Source organism: Microbacterium sp. LKL04 (assembly GCF_900102005.1).
Taxonomy (GTDB): Bacteria; Actinomycetota; Actinomycetes; order Actinomycetales; family Microbacteriaceae; genus Microbacterium.
Map to the genome: position 1 here is coordinate 2,850,728 of NZ_LT627736.1, position 16,570 is coordinate 2,867,297.

Annotated in this window: 14 protein-coding genes; 7 read left to right on the forward strand and 7 right to left on the reverse strand. The window is 69.4% G+C overall.

The window, feature by feature from the left end; genetic code table 11:
• Genes BLP38_RS13880 through BLP38_RS13890 form a run of 3 tightly spaced genes read right to left on the reverse strand, consistent with a single transcriptional unit; the run spans position 1 to position 3,171 of the window.
• Positions 1-876, reverse strand: a complete 876-nt coding sequence (locus BLP38_RS13880) for a carbohydrate ABC transporter permease (protein ID WP_091359161.1) — start codon at positions 874-876, stop codon at positions 1-3.
• An 8-nt stretch (positions 877-884) separates the two neighbouring features.
• Positions 885-1,883: a carbohydrate ABC transporter permease gene (locus BLP38_RS13885; RefSeq protein ID WP_172824709.1), complete on the reverse strand. Its 999-nt coding sequence runs from the start codon at positions 1,881-1,883 to the stop codon at positions 885-887.
• A 16-nt stretch (positions 1,884-1,899) separates the two neighbouring features.
• Complete coding sequence (locus BLP38_RS13890; protein WP_091359171.1) at positions 1,900-3,171, reverse strand: ABC transporter substrate-binding protein; 1,272 nt, start codon at positions 3,169-3,171, stop codon at positions 1,900-1,902.
• A gap of 116 nt (positions 3,172-3,287) precedes the next feature.
• Between BLP38_RS13890 and BLP38_RS13895 the strand changes: the two genes are divergently transcribed.
• The 6 genes from BLP38_RS13895 (at position 3,288) to treZ (ending at position 11,893) form a co-directional block, all read left to right on the forward strand.
• The gene (locus BLP38_RS13895) at positions 3,288-4,349 is read left to right on the forward strand and encodes a LacI family DNA-binding transcriptional regulator (protein WP_269457019.1); all 1,062 of its coding nucleotides are present in this window, start codon (positions 3,288-3,290) and stop codon (positions 4,347-4,349) included.
• A gap of 47 nt (positions 4,350-4,396) precedes the next feature.
• Positions 4,397-5,080, forward strand: a complete 684-nt coding sequence (locus tag BLP38_RS13900) for a GTP pyrophosphokinase (protein ID WP_091359179.1) — start codon at positions 4,397-4,399, stop codon at positions 5,078-5,080.
• 2 nt (positions 5,081-5,082) lie between these two features.
• Complete coding sequence (locus BLP38_RS13905; protein WP_231916524.1) at positions 5,083-5,550, forward strand: glutaminase; 468 nt, start codon at positions 5,083-5,085, stop codon at positions 5,548-5,550.
• Positions 5,551-5,619: 69 nt separating this feature from the next.
• Positions 5,620-7,830 carry a glycogen debranching protein GlgX gene (gene glgX, locus BLP38_RS13910; RefSeq protein ID WP_091359184.1) on the forward strand — a complete coding sequence of 737 codons (2,211 nt, stop codon included), beginning with the start codon at positions 5,620-5,622 and terminating at the stop codon, positions 7,828-7,830.
• Positions 7,830-10,178 carry a malto-oligosyltrehalose synthase gene (gene treY, locus BLP38_RS13915; RefSeq protein ID WP_091359187.1) on the forward strand — a complete coding sequence of 783 codons (2,349 nt, stop codon included), beginning with the start codon at positions 7,830-7,832 and terminating at the stop codon, positions 10,176-10,178. The genes glgX and treY overlap by 1 nt, the downstream gene beginning before the upstream one ends.
• Entirely contained in the window at positions 10,175-11,893 is a 1,719-nt protein-coding gene (treZ, locus tag BLP38_RS13920; protein ID WP_091359191.1) for a malto-oligosyltrehalose trehalohydrolase, read from the forward strand. The genes treY and treZ overlap by 4 nt, the downstream gene beginning before the upstream one ends.
• Positions 11,894-12,083: 190 nt before the next feature.
• Here the strand turns inward: treZ and BLP38_RS13925 are convergent, their stop codons facing one another.
• Positions 12,084-13,400: an HNH endonuclease signature motif containing protein gene (locus tag BLP38_RS13925; RefSeq protein ID WP_091359195.1), complete on the reverse strand. Its 1,317-nt coding sequence runs from the start codon at positions 13,398-13,400 to the stop codon at positions 12,084-12,086.
• 239 nt (positions 13,401-13,639) lie between these two features.
• Between BLP38_RS13925 and BLP38_RS13930 the strand changes: the two genes are divergently transcribed.
• Positions 13,640-14,461 carry a tryptophan-rich sensory protein gene (locus BLP38_RS13930; protein WP_331710085.1) on the forward strand — a complete coding sequence of 274 codons (822 nt, stop codon included), beginning with the start codon at positions 13,640-13,642 and terminating at the stop codon, positions 14,459-14,461.
• A 4-nt stretch (positions 14,462-14,465) separates the two neighbouring features.
• Here the strand turns inward: BLP38_RS13930 and BLP38_RS13935 are convergent, their stop codons facing one another.
• From BLP38_RS13935 to BLP38_RS13945, 3 genes are read right to left on the reverse strand one after another with little or no spacing between them, the layout of a single operon-like run.
• Positions 14,466-15,191, reverse strand: coding sequence for a glutamine amidotransferase-related protein (locus BLP38_RS13935; protein WP_091359199.1), 726 nt, complete (start codon positions 15,189-15,191; stop codon positions 14,466-14,468).
• 42 nt (positions 15,192-15,233) lie between these two features.
• Entirely contained in the window at positions 15,234-15,950 is a 717-nt protein-coding gene (locus BLP38_RS13940) for a LysR family substrate-binding domain-containing protein (RefSeq protein ID WP_091359203.1), read from the reverse strand.
• Between the two features lie 48 nt (positions 15,951-15,998).
• The gene (locus BLP38_RS13945; protein ID WP_091359207.1) at positions 15,999-16,511 is read right to left on the reverse strand and encodes a thermonuclease family protein; all 513 of its coding nucleotides are present in this window, start codon (positions 16,509-16,511) and stop codon (positions 15,999-16,001) included.
• Between the last annotated feature and the right edge of the window lie 59 nt (positions 16,512-16,570).

The following is a 16,570-nucleotide window of genomic DNA, read 5'->3' on the forward strand; positions in this document are numbered from 1 at the left end:
TCAGCCCTTCACGGCTCCGGTGAGACCGCCGACGATGCGCCGCTCGAACAGGCTGAAGAACAGCAGAGCGGGGAGCATCGACAGCGAGGTGAACGCGAGCACGCGCGCCGTGTCGACGGAGTACTGCGACGAGAACGCCTGCACGCCCAGCGGGAGGGTGAACTGCGACTCGTTGTTGAGGATGAACAGCGGCAGCAGGTATGCGTTCCAGCTGCCGATGAAGGCGAGGATGCCGACGGTGATGACACCGGGTACGGCCAACGGCAGCACCATCCGCCAGAAGAAGCCGAGGCGGCTGCAGCCGTCGATCGACGCGGCCTCCTGGATTTCGTCGGGGATCGCCCGCAGGAACGGGACGAGGATGATGATCGTCGTCGGCAGGGCGAACGCGATCTGCGGGAGGATGATGCCCGGCAGGGTGTTCATCAGCCCGAGTGACCGGATCACGATGTACAGCGGCGTGATCGCGACGGTGATCGGGAACATGAGGCCCGACGCGAACAGGGCGTAGAGGAATCCGCGACCCGTGAAGCTGTACCGGGCGATCACGTAGCTGGCGGCGATGCCGAGGGCGACGGCGCCGATCGTGGTGGCGAGGGCGACGAACGTCGAGTTGCCGACCTGTCCCCAGAACTGGCCGCTCGTGATGACGCCGACGTAGTTCTCGACGTTCCACGGGTCGGGGAACCCTGCTGGGTCGACCGTGATCGCGGAGTTCGAGCGGAACCCTCCGATGATGATGTAGATCACCGGGCCGAGCATGAGCGCGATGACCGCGAGGGCGACGAAGTAGACGACGGGGGAGCCCCACGGCAGCTTCTCCCGCGGCGCACGGCGCGGACGGACGTCGGCGGGCGGTGCCGTGACGAGGGTCATGGTGGCGCTCACTGCACGCCCCTCTCTGTGATGGCCCCCGCGGTGTCGCGGCGGAGCACGGAGCGCTGGTAGATCAGCGCGACGATGAGCGAGATGACGAAGATGACGACGGCGACCGCGTTGCCGTAGCCGAAGTTGCCGGCGTTGCGGCCGGTCACGACCATGTAGATCGCCATCGTGTTGGTGCCGGCGACCGACGAGACGTACTGGCCCCAGATGATGTAGACGAGGTCGAACAGCTGCAGGGCGCCGATGATCGACAGGAACGCCCAGATGCGCAGGGTGGGTGCGAGCAGGGGGAGTGCGATTTGCCGCTGGATCTGCCAGTACGACGCGCCGTCGATGGCGGCCGCCTCGTAGAGCTCCTCGGGGATCCCCTGGAGTCCCGCGAGGAAGAGGATGACGGCGAAGCCGACGTACTTCCAGGTGAGGATCGCCATGAGCGTCCAGATCGCGATCGACGGGTCGGCGAGCCAGTCCTGTGTGAGCCCGCCGAGGCCGAGCTTCTCGAGCACGCCGTTCGCGGCGCCGTTCGTCGACAGCAGCAGGCTGAACCCCGTGCCGACGACGACCTCGGCGATGACGTAGGGCACGAAGATGAGGACGCGGATGACGGACTGTCCCCGCATCTTGCGGTTGAGGAGCAGCGCCAACAGGATCGCGATCGGCCCCTGCAGGACGAGCGACATGACGACGATGAAGGCGTTGTGCAGCAGAGCGCTCTGGAAGTTCGGGTCGCTGAAGATCGTGATGTAGTTCTTCAGCCCGACGAAGTCGGTGGCAGGCCCGAACCCCGACCACCGGAAGAAGCCGTAGTAGGCGGCCATCAGGACCGGCAGGACCACGAACCCGACGAAGAACACGACGGCGGGTCCGGCGAGGAGGAGGACCTCCAGCCGCCCCGACCAGCCGAGGCCCCGCCGGCGGCGGGACCGCGGCCGGGCCGGGGGCGACGAGTCGCCGCCCCCGGCGTGCGCCGCGAGAGCAGGGGTGTCCGAGACGGACATCTCGCGAACGGTCATTTCAGCCCTGCGCGCCGGCGGCGTTCACGGCGGCGATGAACTTCTGCGGGTCGCTGCCCCCGGCGAGCATGTCGACGACGGCGACGTTCAGCGCGTTGCCGACGTTCTGGCCGAGGACGGTGTCGAGCCACTGCGAGACGAACGGGGCGCTGTTGTACGCCTCGAGGATCTGCTGCAGGTAGGGCTCGGTCACGGCCTCCTGCGCGACGGAGTTGACCGGCGGCGACTGGAACGCCTCGTAGTACTTCGTCTGCTGCTCGGAGCCGGCGATGAAGTTCAGGAAGTCGGCGCACTCCTTGGGCGCCTGTGCGGCGCATGAGTAGCCGTCGACGCCACCCATCATCGAACCGGGTTCGCCGTCACCGCCCGAGATCTCGGGGAACGGGAACCAGGCGAGGTCGGGGAGCGGCTTCTCGTCGGGCGTCAGCGAGGCGATCACGCCCGGGTCCCACGCACCCATGAGCTCCATCGCGGCCTTGCGGTTGGCGACGAGGCCTGCCGAGCTGCCGGCGCCCTGCTGTGCGGCGGTGGTGAGGAAGCCGTCGTTGAAGGGCTCGATCGCGGCGAAGTCCGTGAGGTCCTCGGCCGCGCGCGTCCAGCACTCGTCGCTGAAGTCCTTCGAGTCGCCCGTCTCTTCGATCACCTTCGGGCTGCACTCGCGAATGGCGAAGAAGTAGTACCAGTGCGCGGCGGGCCACGCATCCTTCGCGCCGAGGGCGATGGGCGCGATGCCGGTGCCCTTCAGCGCTTCGACGGAGCTCTTCAGGTCGTCGATCGTCGTGGGGGTGTCGGAGATGCCTGCCGCGTCGAAGGCGTCCTGGCTGTAGAAGAAGCCGCCCGGGAGGACCGACAGTGGCATCGCCCAGACCTTGTCCTGGTAGGTCTCGGCGGCGAAGGAGCCCTCGGAGATCTCACCGCGGATGTCGTCGGAGATGAGGTCCGTCAGGTCCATCAGCTGGCCCGCGTTCGCCATCGCGGTCATCTTGCCGCCGCCGCGCTGCAGGAAGATGTCGGGCGGGTCGCCCGCGTTGAGGGCGGTCTGCAGCTTGCCGTCCATGTCCTCGTTCTGGACGGACTGCATGGTGATCGTGACGCCGTCGTTCTCCTTCTCGAAGGCGGCGATCGCGTCCTTCCAGAACTGCTGGCCCGGGCCGGTCGTCGAGTTCTGCCACAGCGTCATCTCGACGGTGCCGTCGCCGCTGCCGCCGCCGTTGTCGCCCGAACAGGCGCTGAGCGCGAGGGTCGCTGCGGCTACCGCCGCGAGCCCCGCCATGATCCTTCTGGTCCTCATGTGATCACCGATCTCCTCATTGAGTGCACGCTCGTTCGTCGAGGTGCAGGTGGTCCCGGCGGTGCGTGCCGGGGGTTCGGTCCCCAGTGTCGGAATTGTTGCCGCCGGCGTCAAACGTTTTCGAAAATGTTTTCCATGGCGCTACGCTTCGACGCATGCGAAGCCGCGCCACGATTCACGACGTCGCCGCCGCGGCGGGCGTCTCGGTCGCGACCGTGTCGAAAGCCGTCAACGGTCGGTACGGCGTCGCCCCGGCGACGGTGCAGCGAGTACTCACCGCCGTCGAGGAACTCGGCTACGAGTCGAGCCTCGTCGCGAGCAGCATGCGGGCGCGTCAGACCGGTGTCGTGGGCGTCCTCGTCGCCGACTTCGAGCCCTTCTCCGCCGAGGTCCTCAAGGGGGTGGGCGCGGCTCTGCGAGACTCGCGCCTCGACCTGCTCGCCTACAGCGGGTCGCGGGCGGTCTCGAGCGACGGGTGGGAGCGGCGTTCGCTCAGCCGGCTCAGCGGCACCCTCGTCGACGGGGTCATCATGGTGACGCCCACGGTCGTGAACGTCACGGCTGAGGTTCCCGTGGTCGCGATCGATCCGCACACGGGACCGGCGGATCTCCCCACCGTCGAGTCCGACAGCTTCGCCGGCGCCCGGCACGCGGTCGCCTACCTCGTCTCGCTCGGGCACCGGCGCATCGGCTTCGTCGCGGGGCGTCCCGATCTGCGATCGTCGATGCTGCGCGAGGGCGGCTATCGGCGGGCGCTCGAGGACGCCCGCATCCCGTTCGATCCGGGACTCGTCGGCGTCGGACGCTACGTCGAGGACATCTCACGCGAGGCGGCGACGCGGTTGCTGCGACGCCCCGATCGACCCACCGCCGTGTTCGCCGCCAACGACGTCTCGGCGCTCACGGTGATCCGCGTCGCGCACGAGCACGGACTGTCGGTGCCCGACGATCTTTCGGTCGTGGGTTTCGACGACGTTCCGGATGCCTCGCAGGCGGTGCCCGCGCTGACGACCGTCCGTCAGCCCATGCAGCGCCTCGGCGCCGAAGCGGTCACGATGCTGCTGGAGCTCATGGGCGGGGGTGCGCCCGCCGCCACCCACCTGCGACTGCCCACGGCGCTCGTGCCCCGGGCGACGACCGCGCCGCCTCCGCCCGATTGAGGAATCTCTCCCAGCACGCTCTGGGCGGTTCCCGATACGGTCGGCTCATGTCCACTCCGCTCGAAGAGCAGCAGATCACGGTCTCCGCCTCCTCCCTCCGCAGCATGCGCGACGAGTTCCAGCGTTTCCTCATGGAGTACCGGTTCGGGCTGCAGGAGATCGAGACGAAGATCTCGATCCTCCGCGAGGAGTTCCACGAGATGCACGACTACAACCCGATCGAGCACGTCTCGAGCCGCGTGAAGTCGCCCGACAGTCTCGTCGAGAAGATCCAGCGCCGCGGCATCGATCCCGATTTCGATTCCGTTCGAGCGCACATCACCGACATCGCCGGCATCCGCATCACCTGCAGTTTCGTGAACGACGTGTACCGCCTGTTCGACCTGCTGAGCGCGCAGGACGACATCACCGTGCGCGAGGTCGAGGACTACATCGCGACCCCCAAGGGCAACGGCTACAAGAGTCTGCACGCAATCCTCGAGGTGCCGGTCTACCTCTCGACCGGGCGCGTGGACGTGCCGGTCGAGGTGCAGTTCCGCACGATCGCGATGGACTTCTGGGCGAGCCTGGAGCACAAGATCTACTACAAGTACGAGCGTCAGGTCCCCGACAATCTGCTCGGACAGCTGAAGGACGCCGCCGACGCCGCCGCCGAGCTCGACGCCCGGATGACCCGCCTGCACCAGCAGATCCGCGGCGCCGGAGCGGTGTCGCCGACGCACCTCGTCTGACGGTGGCATCCGTCACCGGCCTGCTGCAGGCGGCACGCGAGCGCCTGGCCGGCTCGCCGCGCGAGCGGCTGGGGGAATGGGCGGCGAACCGTCGCATCCTGGGCATCGGGCGGGCGCCCCGGATCGTGCCCGTGACAGAGGCGTGGCATGTCGGGGCGCTGCTGCTCGGCGACGGGCGCGTGTTCGCGACCGGGGAGGTGCTCCGCGCGCGGCACGACGCGATCCGCGGGTACACCGCCGAGGCGCAGCGGGCGCGGTCGGAACGGGCTGCCGCGGCCGCCCGGGGCGGGTTCGCCGAGGGCGAGGTGCTGCACCTCGGCTGGACCGAGATGGATGCCGACGCCGTCGACCGCGGCGAGAGCTCGGGCATCCTCTCGCTCGTGAACGGCGTGCCGCACATCGCGTGGAGCCACACCGGCCCGCCGCGACCCCTCGCGGACTACCTCGACGACATGCTGTCCCTGCGCTGACCTGTCAAGGGCCCGGGACCGGAAACACCCCGTGGATAGTGTGGCCTTCCACCTATCTCAGGAGTACGCATGCAGGTATGGCCCGGTTCCGCTTACCCCCTGGGAGCGACCTTCGACGGCAATGGGACGAACTTCGCTCTGTTCAGCGAGTGCGCTGAGAAGGTCGAGCTCTGCCTGTTCGACGAGAACGGCGAGGAGACCCGCGTCGAGCTCATCGACGTCGACGCGTTCGTCTGGCACGCCTACCTGCCGTCGGTGCAGCCGGGGCAGCGCTACGGCTACCGCGTGCACGGTCCGTACGACCCCGAGAACGGTCAGCGGTTCAACCCGAACAAGCTGCTCCTCGACCCCTATGCGAAGGCGGTCGACGGCCAGATCGAGTGGGACCAGTCCGTCTTCAGCTACACCTTCGGCGATCCCGACTCGACGAACGACGACGACTCGGCCGCCGCCATGATGAAGGGCGTCGTCGTGAACCCGTACTTCGACTGGCAGGGCGACCGCCAGCCGAAGACGCCCTACGCCGAGAGCGTCATCTACGAGGCCCACGTCAAGGGCCTCACGATGACCCACCCCGACATCCCCGAGGACATCCGCGGCACCTACAGCGCCATCGCGCACCCCGTCGTCATCGAGCACCTGAAGAAGATCGGCGTCACGGCGCTCGAGCTCATGCCCGTGCACCAGTTCGTGAACGACTCGACGCTCCAGGAGAAGGACCTCTCCAACTACTGGGGCTACAACACGATCGCCTTCTTCGCGCCGCAGAACACGTACTCCGCCGCCGGCGGCGTGGGCCAGCAGGTGCAGGAGTTCAAGGCGATGGTCCGCGCTCTCCACGCCGCGGGCATCGAGGTCATCCTCGACGTCGTCTACAACCACACCGCCGAGGGCAACCACATGGGCCCGACGCTCTCGATGCGCGGCATCGACAACCTCGCGTACTACCGGCTCGAGGACGACGACAAGCGGTACTACACGGACTACACCGGCACCGGCAACAGCCTGAACGTCGGCAACCCGCACACGCTGCAGCTGATCATGGACTCGCTCCGGTACTGGGTGCTCGAGATGCACGTCGACGGCTTCCGGTTCGACCTGGCCTCGACCCTCGCCCGCGAGTTCTACGACGTCGACCGGCTGTCGGCGTTCTTCGAGCTCGTGCAGCAGGATCCGATCGTCAGCCAGGTGAAGTTGATCGCCGAGCCGTGGGACATCGGCCCCGGTGGGTACCAGGTCGGCAACTTCCCGCCCCAGTGGACCGAGTGGAACGGCAAGTACCGCGACACCGTCCGCGACTTCTGGCGCGGCGAGCCGTCGACACTCGGCGAGTTCGCGCTGCGCCTCACGGGCTCGGCGGACCTGTACGAGCAGGACGGGCGGTGGCCGGTGGCATCCATCAACTTCGTCACCGCGCACGACGGGTTCACCCTGCGCGACCTCGTCTCGTACAACGAGAAGCACAACGAGGCCAACGGCGAGGACAACAACGACGGCGAATCGCACAACCGCTCGTACAACCACGGCATCGAGGGCCCCACAGACGACCCCGACGTCCTGCGGGTGCGGGCTCGCCAGCAGCGCAACTTCCTCGCGACGATGCTGCTCAGCCAGGGCGTGCCGATGATCTCGCACGGCGACGAGCTCGGCCGTACGCAGAACGGCAACAACAACGGCTACGCGCAGGACAACGAGCTGACCTGGATCGACTGGACCTCGATCGACCAGCCGCTCATCGAGTTCACCTCGGTGCTCGCGCGGCTGCGTCGCGACCACCCCACGTTCCGTCGCCGCCGCTTCTTCGACGGGCGTCCCGTGCGCCGCGAAGAGGGGGCACCGCTCCCCGACATCGCGTGGATCCGTCCCGACGGCTCGGAGATGCAGCCCGAGGACTGGGACTCCGGCTTCGGCCGCGCGGTCGGCGTGTTCCTCAACGGCGACGGCATCCGCGAGCGCGACCGTCGTGGTGAGGAGATCCACGACCGGCACTTCTTCGTCTTCTTCAACGCGGGCGACGAGACGGTCGAGTTCACGGTGCCGACGGCGTCGGCGAGCCCTAAGTGGGAAATCATCGTCGACACGGCAGGCGGGGCAGCGGATGCTCCGATCGTCGACCCGGGCGGCACCGTGTCCGTCGGCGGTCGCGCGCTCGTCGTCCTCCGCGACCACGAGGGGGAGACCATCGAACCCGACCCGTCGGTGGCGGCATCGCTCGCGGCTCTCACGGGAACGATCGACATCATCCCGGCTCAGGCTCCCCAGACCGAGCTTCCCCACTGATGACCGGTCCCGAGAAGACACCGCGTTCGACGTACCGGCTGCAGATCCGGGCCGGATTCGACCTGGATGCCGCGGCAGAGCTCACCGACTACCTGCGGGACCTCGGCGTGGACTGGGCCTACCTGTCGCCGATCCTGGCCGCGACGAGCGGGTCGGACCACGGCTACGACGTCGTCGACCCGACGGTCGTCGACCCGGAGCGCGGCGGCCCCGAGGGGCTGTCGCGGTTCGCCGCCGCGGCCCGCGCGGCCGGGCTCGGCATCCTGATCGACATCGTGCCGAACCATCAGGGCGTGTCGGATCCGCGGCAGAACCCGTGGTGGTGGGACGTCCTGCGCCGGGGACAGGCCTCGCCGCACGCGGCGGCGTTCGACGTGAACTGGGCGCTCGGCGGACGGCTGCGGCTGCCCGTGCTCGGCTCGGAGCTCGATGCCGCTCTCGAGGCGGACGAGATCACGATCGACGCCGAGGCGGGCGTCGTCCGGTACTTCGACCACGAGTTCCCGCTCGCGGACGGCACGGGCGAGGGCGACGTGCGCGACGTCCTCGCCCGACAGCACTACGAGCTGCTGTTCTGGCGTCGCGGCGACGCGGAGCTCAACTACCGTCGCTTCTTCGCCGTGACGACGCTCGCGGGCGTCCGCGTCGAGGACCCGGCCGTGTTCGACGCGAGCCACGTCGAGATCGTCCGGTGGATCGACGAGGGCCTCGCCGACGGGCTGCGCGTCGACCACCCGGACGGCCTGGCCGATCCGGGCGGCTACCTCGACCTGTTGGCGGATGCCACGGGTGGCGCGTACGTACTGGTGGAGAAGATCCTCGAGCACGGCGAGGAGCTGCCGTCGTGGTGGGCGACCGAGGGCACGACCGGCTACGACGCGATGGCGGTCCTCGACCGCGTGCTCGTGGACCCGGCGGGTGAGCAGGGTCTCACCGCCCTCGACACGGAGCTGCGCGACGGTTCGGCGGCCGATTATGCCGACTTGATGCACGAGGCGAAGCTCGCGTGGGCGACCGAGGGTCTGCACGCCGAGGTGCTGCGGCTCGCGGCTCTCGTGCCCGCCGATGAGCGGAACGGTGCGTCCGACGAGCAGTGGCTCGACGCGCTCGCCGAGCTGCTCGCGGCGTTCCCCGTGTACCGCGCCTACCTTCCCGCAGGAGTCGAGGAGGTCGACGAGGCGGTCGCGCTGGCGTCGTCGCGTCGTCCCGAGCTGGCTGAGGTCTTTGCGACGATCGCCGCGCGGCTGGTCGCGGGCCCCGACAGCGAGTTCACCCGACGGTTCATGCAGTCGACCGGTCCCGTCATGGCGAAGGGCGTCGAGGACACGACGTTCTACCGCTGGACCCGGCTCGGCACGCTCACCGAGGTGGGCGGCGACCCGACGGAGTTCGCGGTCGACGTCGACGGGTTCCATGCGGCATCCGCTCATCGTCAGGCCTCATGGCCGACGGCGATGACGTCGCTGTCGACGCACGACACGAAGCGCAGCGAGGACGTCCGGACGCGCCTGTCGGTGCTGGCCGAGATGCCGGAGCGGTGGACCGAGGTCCTCGGCGAGCTCCGCGCGGTCGCCTCGACCGGTGACGGCCCGTTCGACAACCTGCTCTGGCAGGCGATCGTCGGCGCGTGGCCCGCATCGCGCGAGCGTCTGCATGCGTACGCCGAGAAGGCGTCGCGCGAAGCGGGGAACAGCACGACGTGGTCGGATCCCGATGAGGCGTTCGAGGAGAAGATGCACGACCTCGTCGATGCCGCTTTCGGCGACGCGCGGGCGATCGTCGAGGGCTTCGTCGACGAGATCACGCCGCTCGGCCGGTCGAACTCGCTGTCGCTGAAGCTGCTGCAGCTCGCGGGCCCGGGCGTCCCGGACGTCTACCAGGGCACCGAGCTGTGGGACCATTCGCTCGTCGACCCCGACAACCGCCGCGAGGTCGACTTCGCGGAACGCCGCCGCCTGCTCGCACGTCTCGACGAGGGGTGGATGCCGCCGGTCGACGCGTCGGGCGCCGCGAAGCTGCTCGTCGTCTCGCGCGCCCTGCGCCTGAAGCGCGACCACCCGGAGCTGTTCACGCGGTACACGCCGATCACGGTCGCGGGGGAGGCCGCGGACCACGCGGTCGCCTTCGACCGCGGCGGTGCGGTCGCGGTGGCGACGCGGCTGCCGGCCGGGCTCGCCGCTCGCGGCGGCTGGGGTGACACCGAGGTGCTGACGCACGCGGGCTCCACGGTCGACGTGCTCACCGGGCGTCGATTCGACGGCGGTCGCCTGCGGCTCGCCGACCTGCTGGACACCTATCCCGTCGCGCTCCTCGCGCCGGCGGATGTCATCGAGGGGAACGCATCGTGATCGAGGTCTGGGCTCCGCGTGTCGAACGGGTGCGGCTGCGCCGTCCGGGTGCGGACGACGTCGCGCTGACGGCCGCCGGAGACGGTTGGTGGCGCGCCGACGTCGAGCTGGCGGACGGCGACGAGTACGGTTTCGTGCTGGGTGACGGGGATGACCTCCGTCCCGACCCGCGGTCGCGGCGGCAGCCGCGAGGGGTGCACGAGGCGTCGGCGTGGTTCGACCCGGCATCCTTCGCATGGTCGGATGAGGCGTGGACCGGGCGACAGCTGGCCGGCGGGCTGATCTACGAGCTGCACCTCGGGACGTTCACCCCCGAGGGGACGCTGGATGCCGCGATCGCCCGGTTCGACCACCTCATCGACATCGGTGTGACGCACATCGAGCTGCTGCCGGTGAACGCCTTCAACGGCACGCACAACTGGGGCTACGACGGTGTGCTCTGGTACGCGGTGCAGGAGACGTACGGCGGTCCGGCGGCGTATCAGCGCTTCGTGGATGCCGCGCACGCCGCGGGCCTCGCCGTGATCCAGGACGTGGTCTACAACCACCTCGGACCGAGTGGCAACTACCTGCCCGAGTACGGTCCGTACCTGCGCGACGGGTCGCGGAACACGTGGGGCGACAGCCTCAACCTCGACGAGGCGGCCGTGCGGTCGTTCATCGTCGAGAACGCGCTGATGTGGATGCGGGACTTCCACGTCGACGGCCTGCGGCTGGATGCCGTGCACGCGCTGCACGAGTCGGGAAAGCAGCCGGTGCACATCCTTCAGGAGATCGCGGAACGGACCGACGCGCTGAGCGCTCACGTCGGTCGGCCGCTGACGCTGATCGCCGAGAGCGATCTGAACGACCCGGTGATGTTCCTGCCGCGCGAGGCGGGCGGCTACGGCCTGACGGCGCAGTGGTCGGACGACTGGCATCACGCCGTTCACGTCGCTCTGACCGGTGAGGCTGTCGGCTACTACGAGGACTTCGCCGACCCTGAGGCGCTGCCGAAGGTGTGGACGGAGGGCTTCTTCCACAACGGCACGTACTCGTCGTTCCGCGAGCGGGATCACGGCAAGCCGGTGCCCGACGAGGCGGCATCCTGGCGCCTGGTGACCTACGCGCAGGATCACGATCAGATCGGCAACCGTGCGGCCGGAGACCGGCTGACGGCGACGCTATCGACCGATCGGCTGGCGGTCGCGGCCGTGCTAACGCTGACCGCGCCGGGGACGCCGATGCTGTTCATGGGCGAGGAGTGGGGCGCGTCGACGCCGTGGCAGTTCTTCACCTCGCACCCCGAGCCGGAGCTAGCCGAGGCGACGGCGAAGGGCCGGATCGCGGAGTTCGTGAAGATGGGCTGGGACGAGAGCGTCGTGCCGCACCCCAACGACGCCGCGACGTTCGAGCGGTCGAAGCTCGACTGGTCGGAGGTGTCGCAGGGTGATCACGCGCGGTTGCTGGATCTGTATCGCCGGCTGGCGGAGCTGCGTCGCTCGCGGCCCGAGCTGACGCATCCCGGTCCCGGTGGGCGGGATGCCGAGGTGCAGACCACCCCGACGGGTCCGCGGTACGTGCTGCACCGCGGCGCGGCGCGGGTGCTCGTGAACCTGTCGTCCGCGCCGTGGGAGGTGGCCGGCGGCGACATCTGGATCGCGTCCGTCGAGCCGACGTCGGCGGGTGACCGGGTGGTCGTGGCGCCGGAATCCTCGGTGGTCATCGGGGCGTGATCCGCGCGGAGACGGTGCGGCTTTCGTCGTCCGGATGGTGGTCATCGACGGCGGCATCGCGCCTGCGTGCTGACCGGGCGCGTGCGTGGTGACGGTGCGCATCGCGTCGGGGGCGTGACGCGAGCTCGGGTGGCGCGATGTCCTCCGGTGGCGCGATGTCCTCGGGTGGCGCACGTGTGTTCGCGCCCTCTCAGAACGGTGCGGGGTCGCCGGGGTGTGCTGCGGCAGGGGTGAAGGCGACGGCCGGGGTGGGTGCGTCTTCTCTGTAGGTCCTGCCGAGGGGTGAGGTCCATTCGAGGACACCACCCTGGAGTTGTCGCACCCGCCAGGCGGTGAACTGCTTCATCGAGTGGTGCCGTTGGCACAGGTGGGCGAGGTTCGTGAGTTCTGTCTTGCCGCCGAGGGCGTGGTCGTGAGTGTGGTCGATCTCGCACCGGATTGCCGCGACCCGGCATCCGGGGAACCGGCAGTGCTGATCGCGGGCTTGCAGGAACCGTCGCATTCCCGAGGGCACGCGGTATGAGTCGGTCGCGACGGTCACCCCGGTCGCAGGGTCGTGGAACAGGCGCTCCCAGACGTGCGTCGACCCAGCGAGCGCGCGGGCGGTAGCGGGGTCGATAGGGGACCGGCCGGCGAGATCGCACGGCCCATTGTCCGCACCGGTCAAGGTCACAGCGGGGACGAGTAGCTGCACCCTCGCGCGGATCGCGCCGAGCGGGCCGGCGGTCGTGTCACGGGTGTCGTCCAATGCCGGGGTGCCCGCGAGGAGGAGGTCGGCGAACACGTCGGCGCGAACCTGGTCGGTCGAGCGCGCGTCGGTCGCGACGATTTCCGAGCCGATCGCACGCTCGTCCCGCGTGTCGATGATCGCCCGTGCCTGTTGAGTGAGCCGGTCGTGGATCCCCTCGGCGATCACCGTCGGGAGGGTCGCGATCAGGTCCGACATGCCGTCCCGCCCGGGCATGAGCCGCACACACCGACCGGCGGCTGCTTCTTCGTGTCGTTCCGCGAACGTCCGGGGGTGCATCCGGTGCGCGAGGATCTCGAGCTCACCCCGGACACGGTTCGGCGTCTCGCCGTCGCAACGTTCGATCGCGACCTTCTCGAACTCCGCCCACATCTCCCCGGGGAGGTTCAACCCGGCGTCGACGATCGCTTTCACGTGGCCCTGCACGATCCGCCCGGCCTCCCACGCAGCGACCGCGGCCGGGAATCCTTCCACGATTGTTCGCGCTTCGCCGATCCGACGTTGCACTGCCCGGTCGGTGAGTCGCATCACCCCGGCGACCTCGGCGGAGATCGACCGGAGCACCATGTCGTGCACCTGGACTCTCGCGTTCCGAGGTGCGCCCTGCGCGTCCGCCAGCCGCCGCGCGGCGGCCAGGGCGCGCAGCTCACGAATCTTCACCCGGGCGAACTCGACTCCGATGTCTTCGACGTCCGCAACGATCCCCGCGATGGCGGCGAGATACGCCTCACCATCGGGGGTTTCCATGGGTTCCGTCATACCTGCACTCTCGCACCAACCACCGACATTCAGACCCCGAAAATCACCGAAATCACCCGTTATGGACAACTCCAAGATGAGAAACCCCTCATCCGCTAATCGTGGCCCGACACCCGACGCCCGACGCCCGACGCCCACCGCGTCACGCCCTGGCTGCCCGACCCCCCCCCGACTCAATCGCCGCCCCGGCCCCTGTCAAGAGGTCGCTGCCTCACGCTCCCGGGACGTACCGTGACGGCATGATGAGCTCCTTCGCATCCCGTTCGTCGGACCTCACCCGCCAGATCGTCGTGATCTCGGCGGTGACGTTCATGCTGATCGCCGCGCTGTTCGGAGCCGGTGTCCTCGGCGGGACTCCCGTGCAGGACCTGCAGGGCGGCGCTCTCTCCGCCACCTCGACGGTGCTCGCTCCCGCGGCCCAGGCGTTCTCGATCTGGAGCGTCATCTACCTCTTCATGATCGCGTACACGATCTGGCAGGCGCTCCCTTCGCAGCGCGCCAGCGATCGTCAGCGCAAGGTCGGCTACCCGATCGCCCTCACCGCCGTCCTCAACGGGCTGTGGCTGCTGGCCGCTCAGTACACGACGCTCCTCGTCACCGTCGTGACGATCGTCGCGCTGCTCGTCGCCCTCGGCTGGACCATCCGCATCCTCGTCCTCAACCCGCCGCGAACGTTCGCCGAGACGTTCTTCACCGACGTCACCGTCGGCCTCCACCTCGGATGGGTCACCCTCGCCACCGTCGCGAACACGACGGCCTGGCTCACCGCAGAAGTCGCCCCGAGGTCGTGGGGCGACGCCGCCACCGGGTGGGGCATCGCCGTCATCATCGCGGTGGTCCTGATCGCCGCCGCGAGCGCCATCCGCACCGGCGGGCGCCTCGCCCCGGCCCTCGCCTCGGCGTGGGGGCTCCTGTGGATCGGCATCGGCCGCTTCGCTACCGAGCCCGAGTCCACCCCGATCGCCATCACGGCGTGGATCGCGGCAGCGATCGTCGTCGTCGTCCCACTCGTCCTCTGGGCACGCGGCCGTCGCGGCGAACTGGCTCTCGCGCGCAGCTGAGCGGTCAGAAGATCTCGGCGAATCGTCGCAGCAGCCGCTGCGGTTCGTCGAGGTCTGCAGCCAGCACCCGCGCAGCGACGGTGTCGTACGCGTCGGCGTCGAAGTAGCCGTGGTTGCGGTAGATCGTCATCCGCTCCGTGAAGGCGATACCGGTCGGCTCGGGGTGGAACTGCGTCGCATAGAGGCGCTCACGGAACCGGTAGGCCTGCACGGGGCAGTCGTCGTTCGTCGCCAGGAGCACCGCTCCCTCGGGCAGGCGTTCGATGGCTTCCTTGTGAGCCGTCAAGGCCGTGAACTCGGTGGTCAGCCCGCCGAACAGCGGGTCCTCCCGACCCGCATCGGTGAGACGGATGCCGGTGGGCCCCGTCCCCTCCGGGTACTCCCGCGTCACCTCGCCGCCGAGGGCACGTGAGGCGACACCGATGCCGAAGCACGTGAACAGCGCGGTGGTCCGCCCCGCTGCCGCAGCCTGCGCGACGGCTCTGAGTCCTGTCTCGATCCGCACCTGCTCCGCAGGCTTGGAGCCATCGGCATCCGTCGTGTTGAACGGGCTGCCGCCGACCACGAAGCCGCGCCAGCGTTCGAACGCGTCGGCGGGTAGGGCGTCGTCGACGAGGTTCCACCGCTCGAGGCCGCTCTCGCCGACCCCCATCGCTTCGTGGAACGACGCGTACTCGCCGTCCGCGGCATCCACCTGCGGGCGAACGCACAGGTAGACGAGCGGAGCCATTCGACAAGTCTAAATGCCCGGTCCGAGGCCGAACGCCGTGCGTCAGCGCGACGAGTTCGACGTGCGACCGCGCACGATCCCCACGAACGTGTCGACCAGCTCGCTCGCACCCTGGGCGCGCCAGGCGAGCGCGACGGCCGAGGCCGGCGCATCCGCGAGTGGACGGAACGCTACGTCCTTGCGGTGATGCAGTCGCGCGAGCGACATGGGGACGAGCACGATCCCGACGCCTGCGGCGACGGTCTCGATCGCGTCGCCGGTGGTCGCCGGCGCCGCGAACCGGGGTGCGTCGGTCCCTGAGACCTCGAACGACAGCACGTCGTCGAGAGGCACGATCCGCACCTCGCCGCGGAGGTCGTCGGCAGTCAACTCGTCCGCAGCGGTCAGGTGGGAGTCCGCGGCGCACACCACGACCGTCGTCTCTTCGTACAGGGGGATGACGTTGAGGCCGTCGCGTTCGATCGGCAGGCGGACGATCGCGGCGTCCACGTCGTCATCGGTCAAGGCTGTCCGTTGGTCCGCCACCGAGAGGGTGACGAGCTCGAGGGGATTCTGCGGCATCCGCGTCTTCCAGATGTCGATCCACTTGCCCGGCGTAGCCCCCGAGATCGCGCCGAGACGGAAGGGGCCGGACGGCGGCGCGGGCGTCGGCGGCGCGGGTGCGGGCTTCCGCTTCTGCGGCGGCTTCGAACCCCCGGAACGCGCTTTCGCCGGCGACGGACGACCACCCCTGCGCTGGGGTCCGCCTCGTGTCGCCATGCCTGTCAGCGTAGCCGCGCGCCGCGGGATGCCCCGGGATGCCGCGGCTCAACAGGCACCCCATCGTCCGGTACCGCGGGCTCGGGCGGCGGCCTCGCTCTCGGCGAAGCGATCGGCGTATCGGGTGTTGGGCGGGATGCGGAGGGTCTCGGCATGCCCCTCGGCAACGAGGAGGTCATTGACGAACGTGCCGCCGTCGGTCCACAGGTAGCGCAGTTCACGCTCGAACCGGTCGAGGTCCTCCCGGTCCGCGAGCATCCAGAGTCGGGCTCCCTCGGGAGCGAGCTCGCGCAGCCGGGCGGTCGCGGCATCCGCCCCGCATTCCGGCTCGGGGCGCACCTCAGGAGCGTCGATGCCGATCAGGCGGACCCGCGCGCCGTCCGCCGTCACGAGCGTGTCTCCGTCGACGACGCGCTCGACGGACACGGCGACGGCACCCGCCGGGATCTTGTCGCCGGGCGCCTCGCGCAGAGCGGATGCCGCCACCCAGATCCCCGCGAGCAGAAGCGCACCGACGAACCCCGCGACGACGGCACGGGTCGATCGGCTGGGCGTGGTCATCCGCCGAGGCTAACCCCGACCACAGACGAAGGCCCGACTCCCTGAGGGGAATCGGGCCT

Coding starts and splice junctions, on each gene's coding strand:
- BLP38_RS13880 (WP_091359161.1), bottom strand. CDS start 876: ATGACCCTCGTCACGGCACCGCCCGCCGACGTCCGTCCGCGCCGTGCG.
- BLP38_RS13885 (WP_172824709.1), bottom strand. CDS start 1,883: ATGTCCGTCTCGGACACCCCTGCTCTCGCGGCGCACGCCGGGGGCGGC.
- BLP38_RS13890 (WP_091359171.1), bottom strand. CDS start 3,171: ATGGCGGGGCTCGCGGCGGTAGCCGCAGCGACCCTCGCGCTCAGCGCC.
- BLP38_RS13900 (WP_091359179.1), top strand. CDS start 4,397: ATGTCCACTCCGCTCGAAGAGCAGCAGATCACGGTCTCCGCCTCCTCC.
- glgX (WP_091359184.1), top strand. CDS start 5,620: ATGCAGGTATGGCCCGGTTCCGCTTACCCCCTGGGAGCGACCTTCGAC.
- treY (WP_091359187.1), top strand. CDS start 7,830: ATGACCGGTCCCGAGAAGACACCGCGTTCGACGTACCGGCTGCAGATC.
- BLP38_RS13925 (WP_091359195.1), bottom strand. CDS start 13,400: ATGACGGAACCCATGGAAACCCCCGATGGTGAGGCGTATCTCGCCGCC.
- BLP38_RS13930 (WP_331710085.1), top strand. CDS start 13,640: ATGATGAGCTCCTTCGCATCCCGTTCGTCGGACCTCACCCGCCAGATC.
- BLP38_RS13935 (WP_091359199.1), bottom strand. CDS start 15,191: ATGGCTCCGCTCGTCTACCTGTGCGTTCGCCCGCAGGTGGATGCCGCG.
- BLP38_RS13940 (WP_091359203.1), bottom strand. CDS start 15,950: ATGGCGACACGAGGCGGACCCCAGCGCAGGGGTGGTCGTCCGTCGCCG.
- BLP38_RS13945 (WP_091359207.1), bottom strand. CDS start 16,511: ATGACCACGCCCAGCCGATCGACCCGTGCCGTCGTCGCGGGGTTCGTC.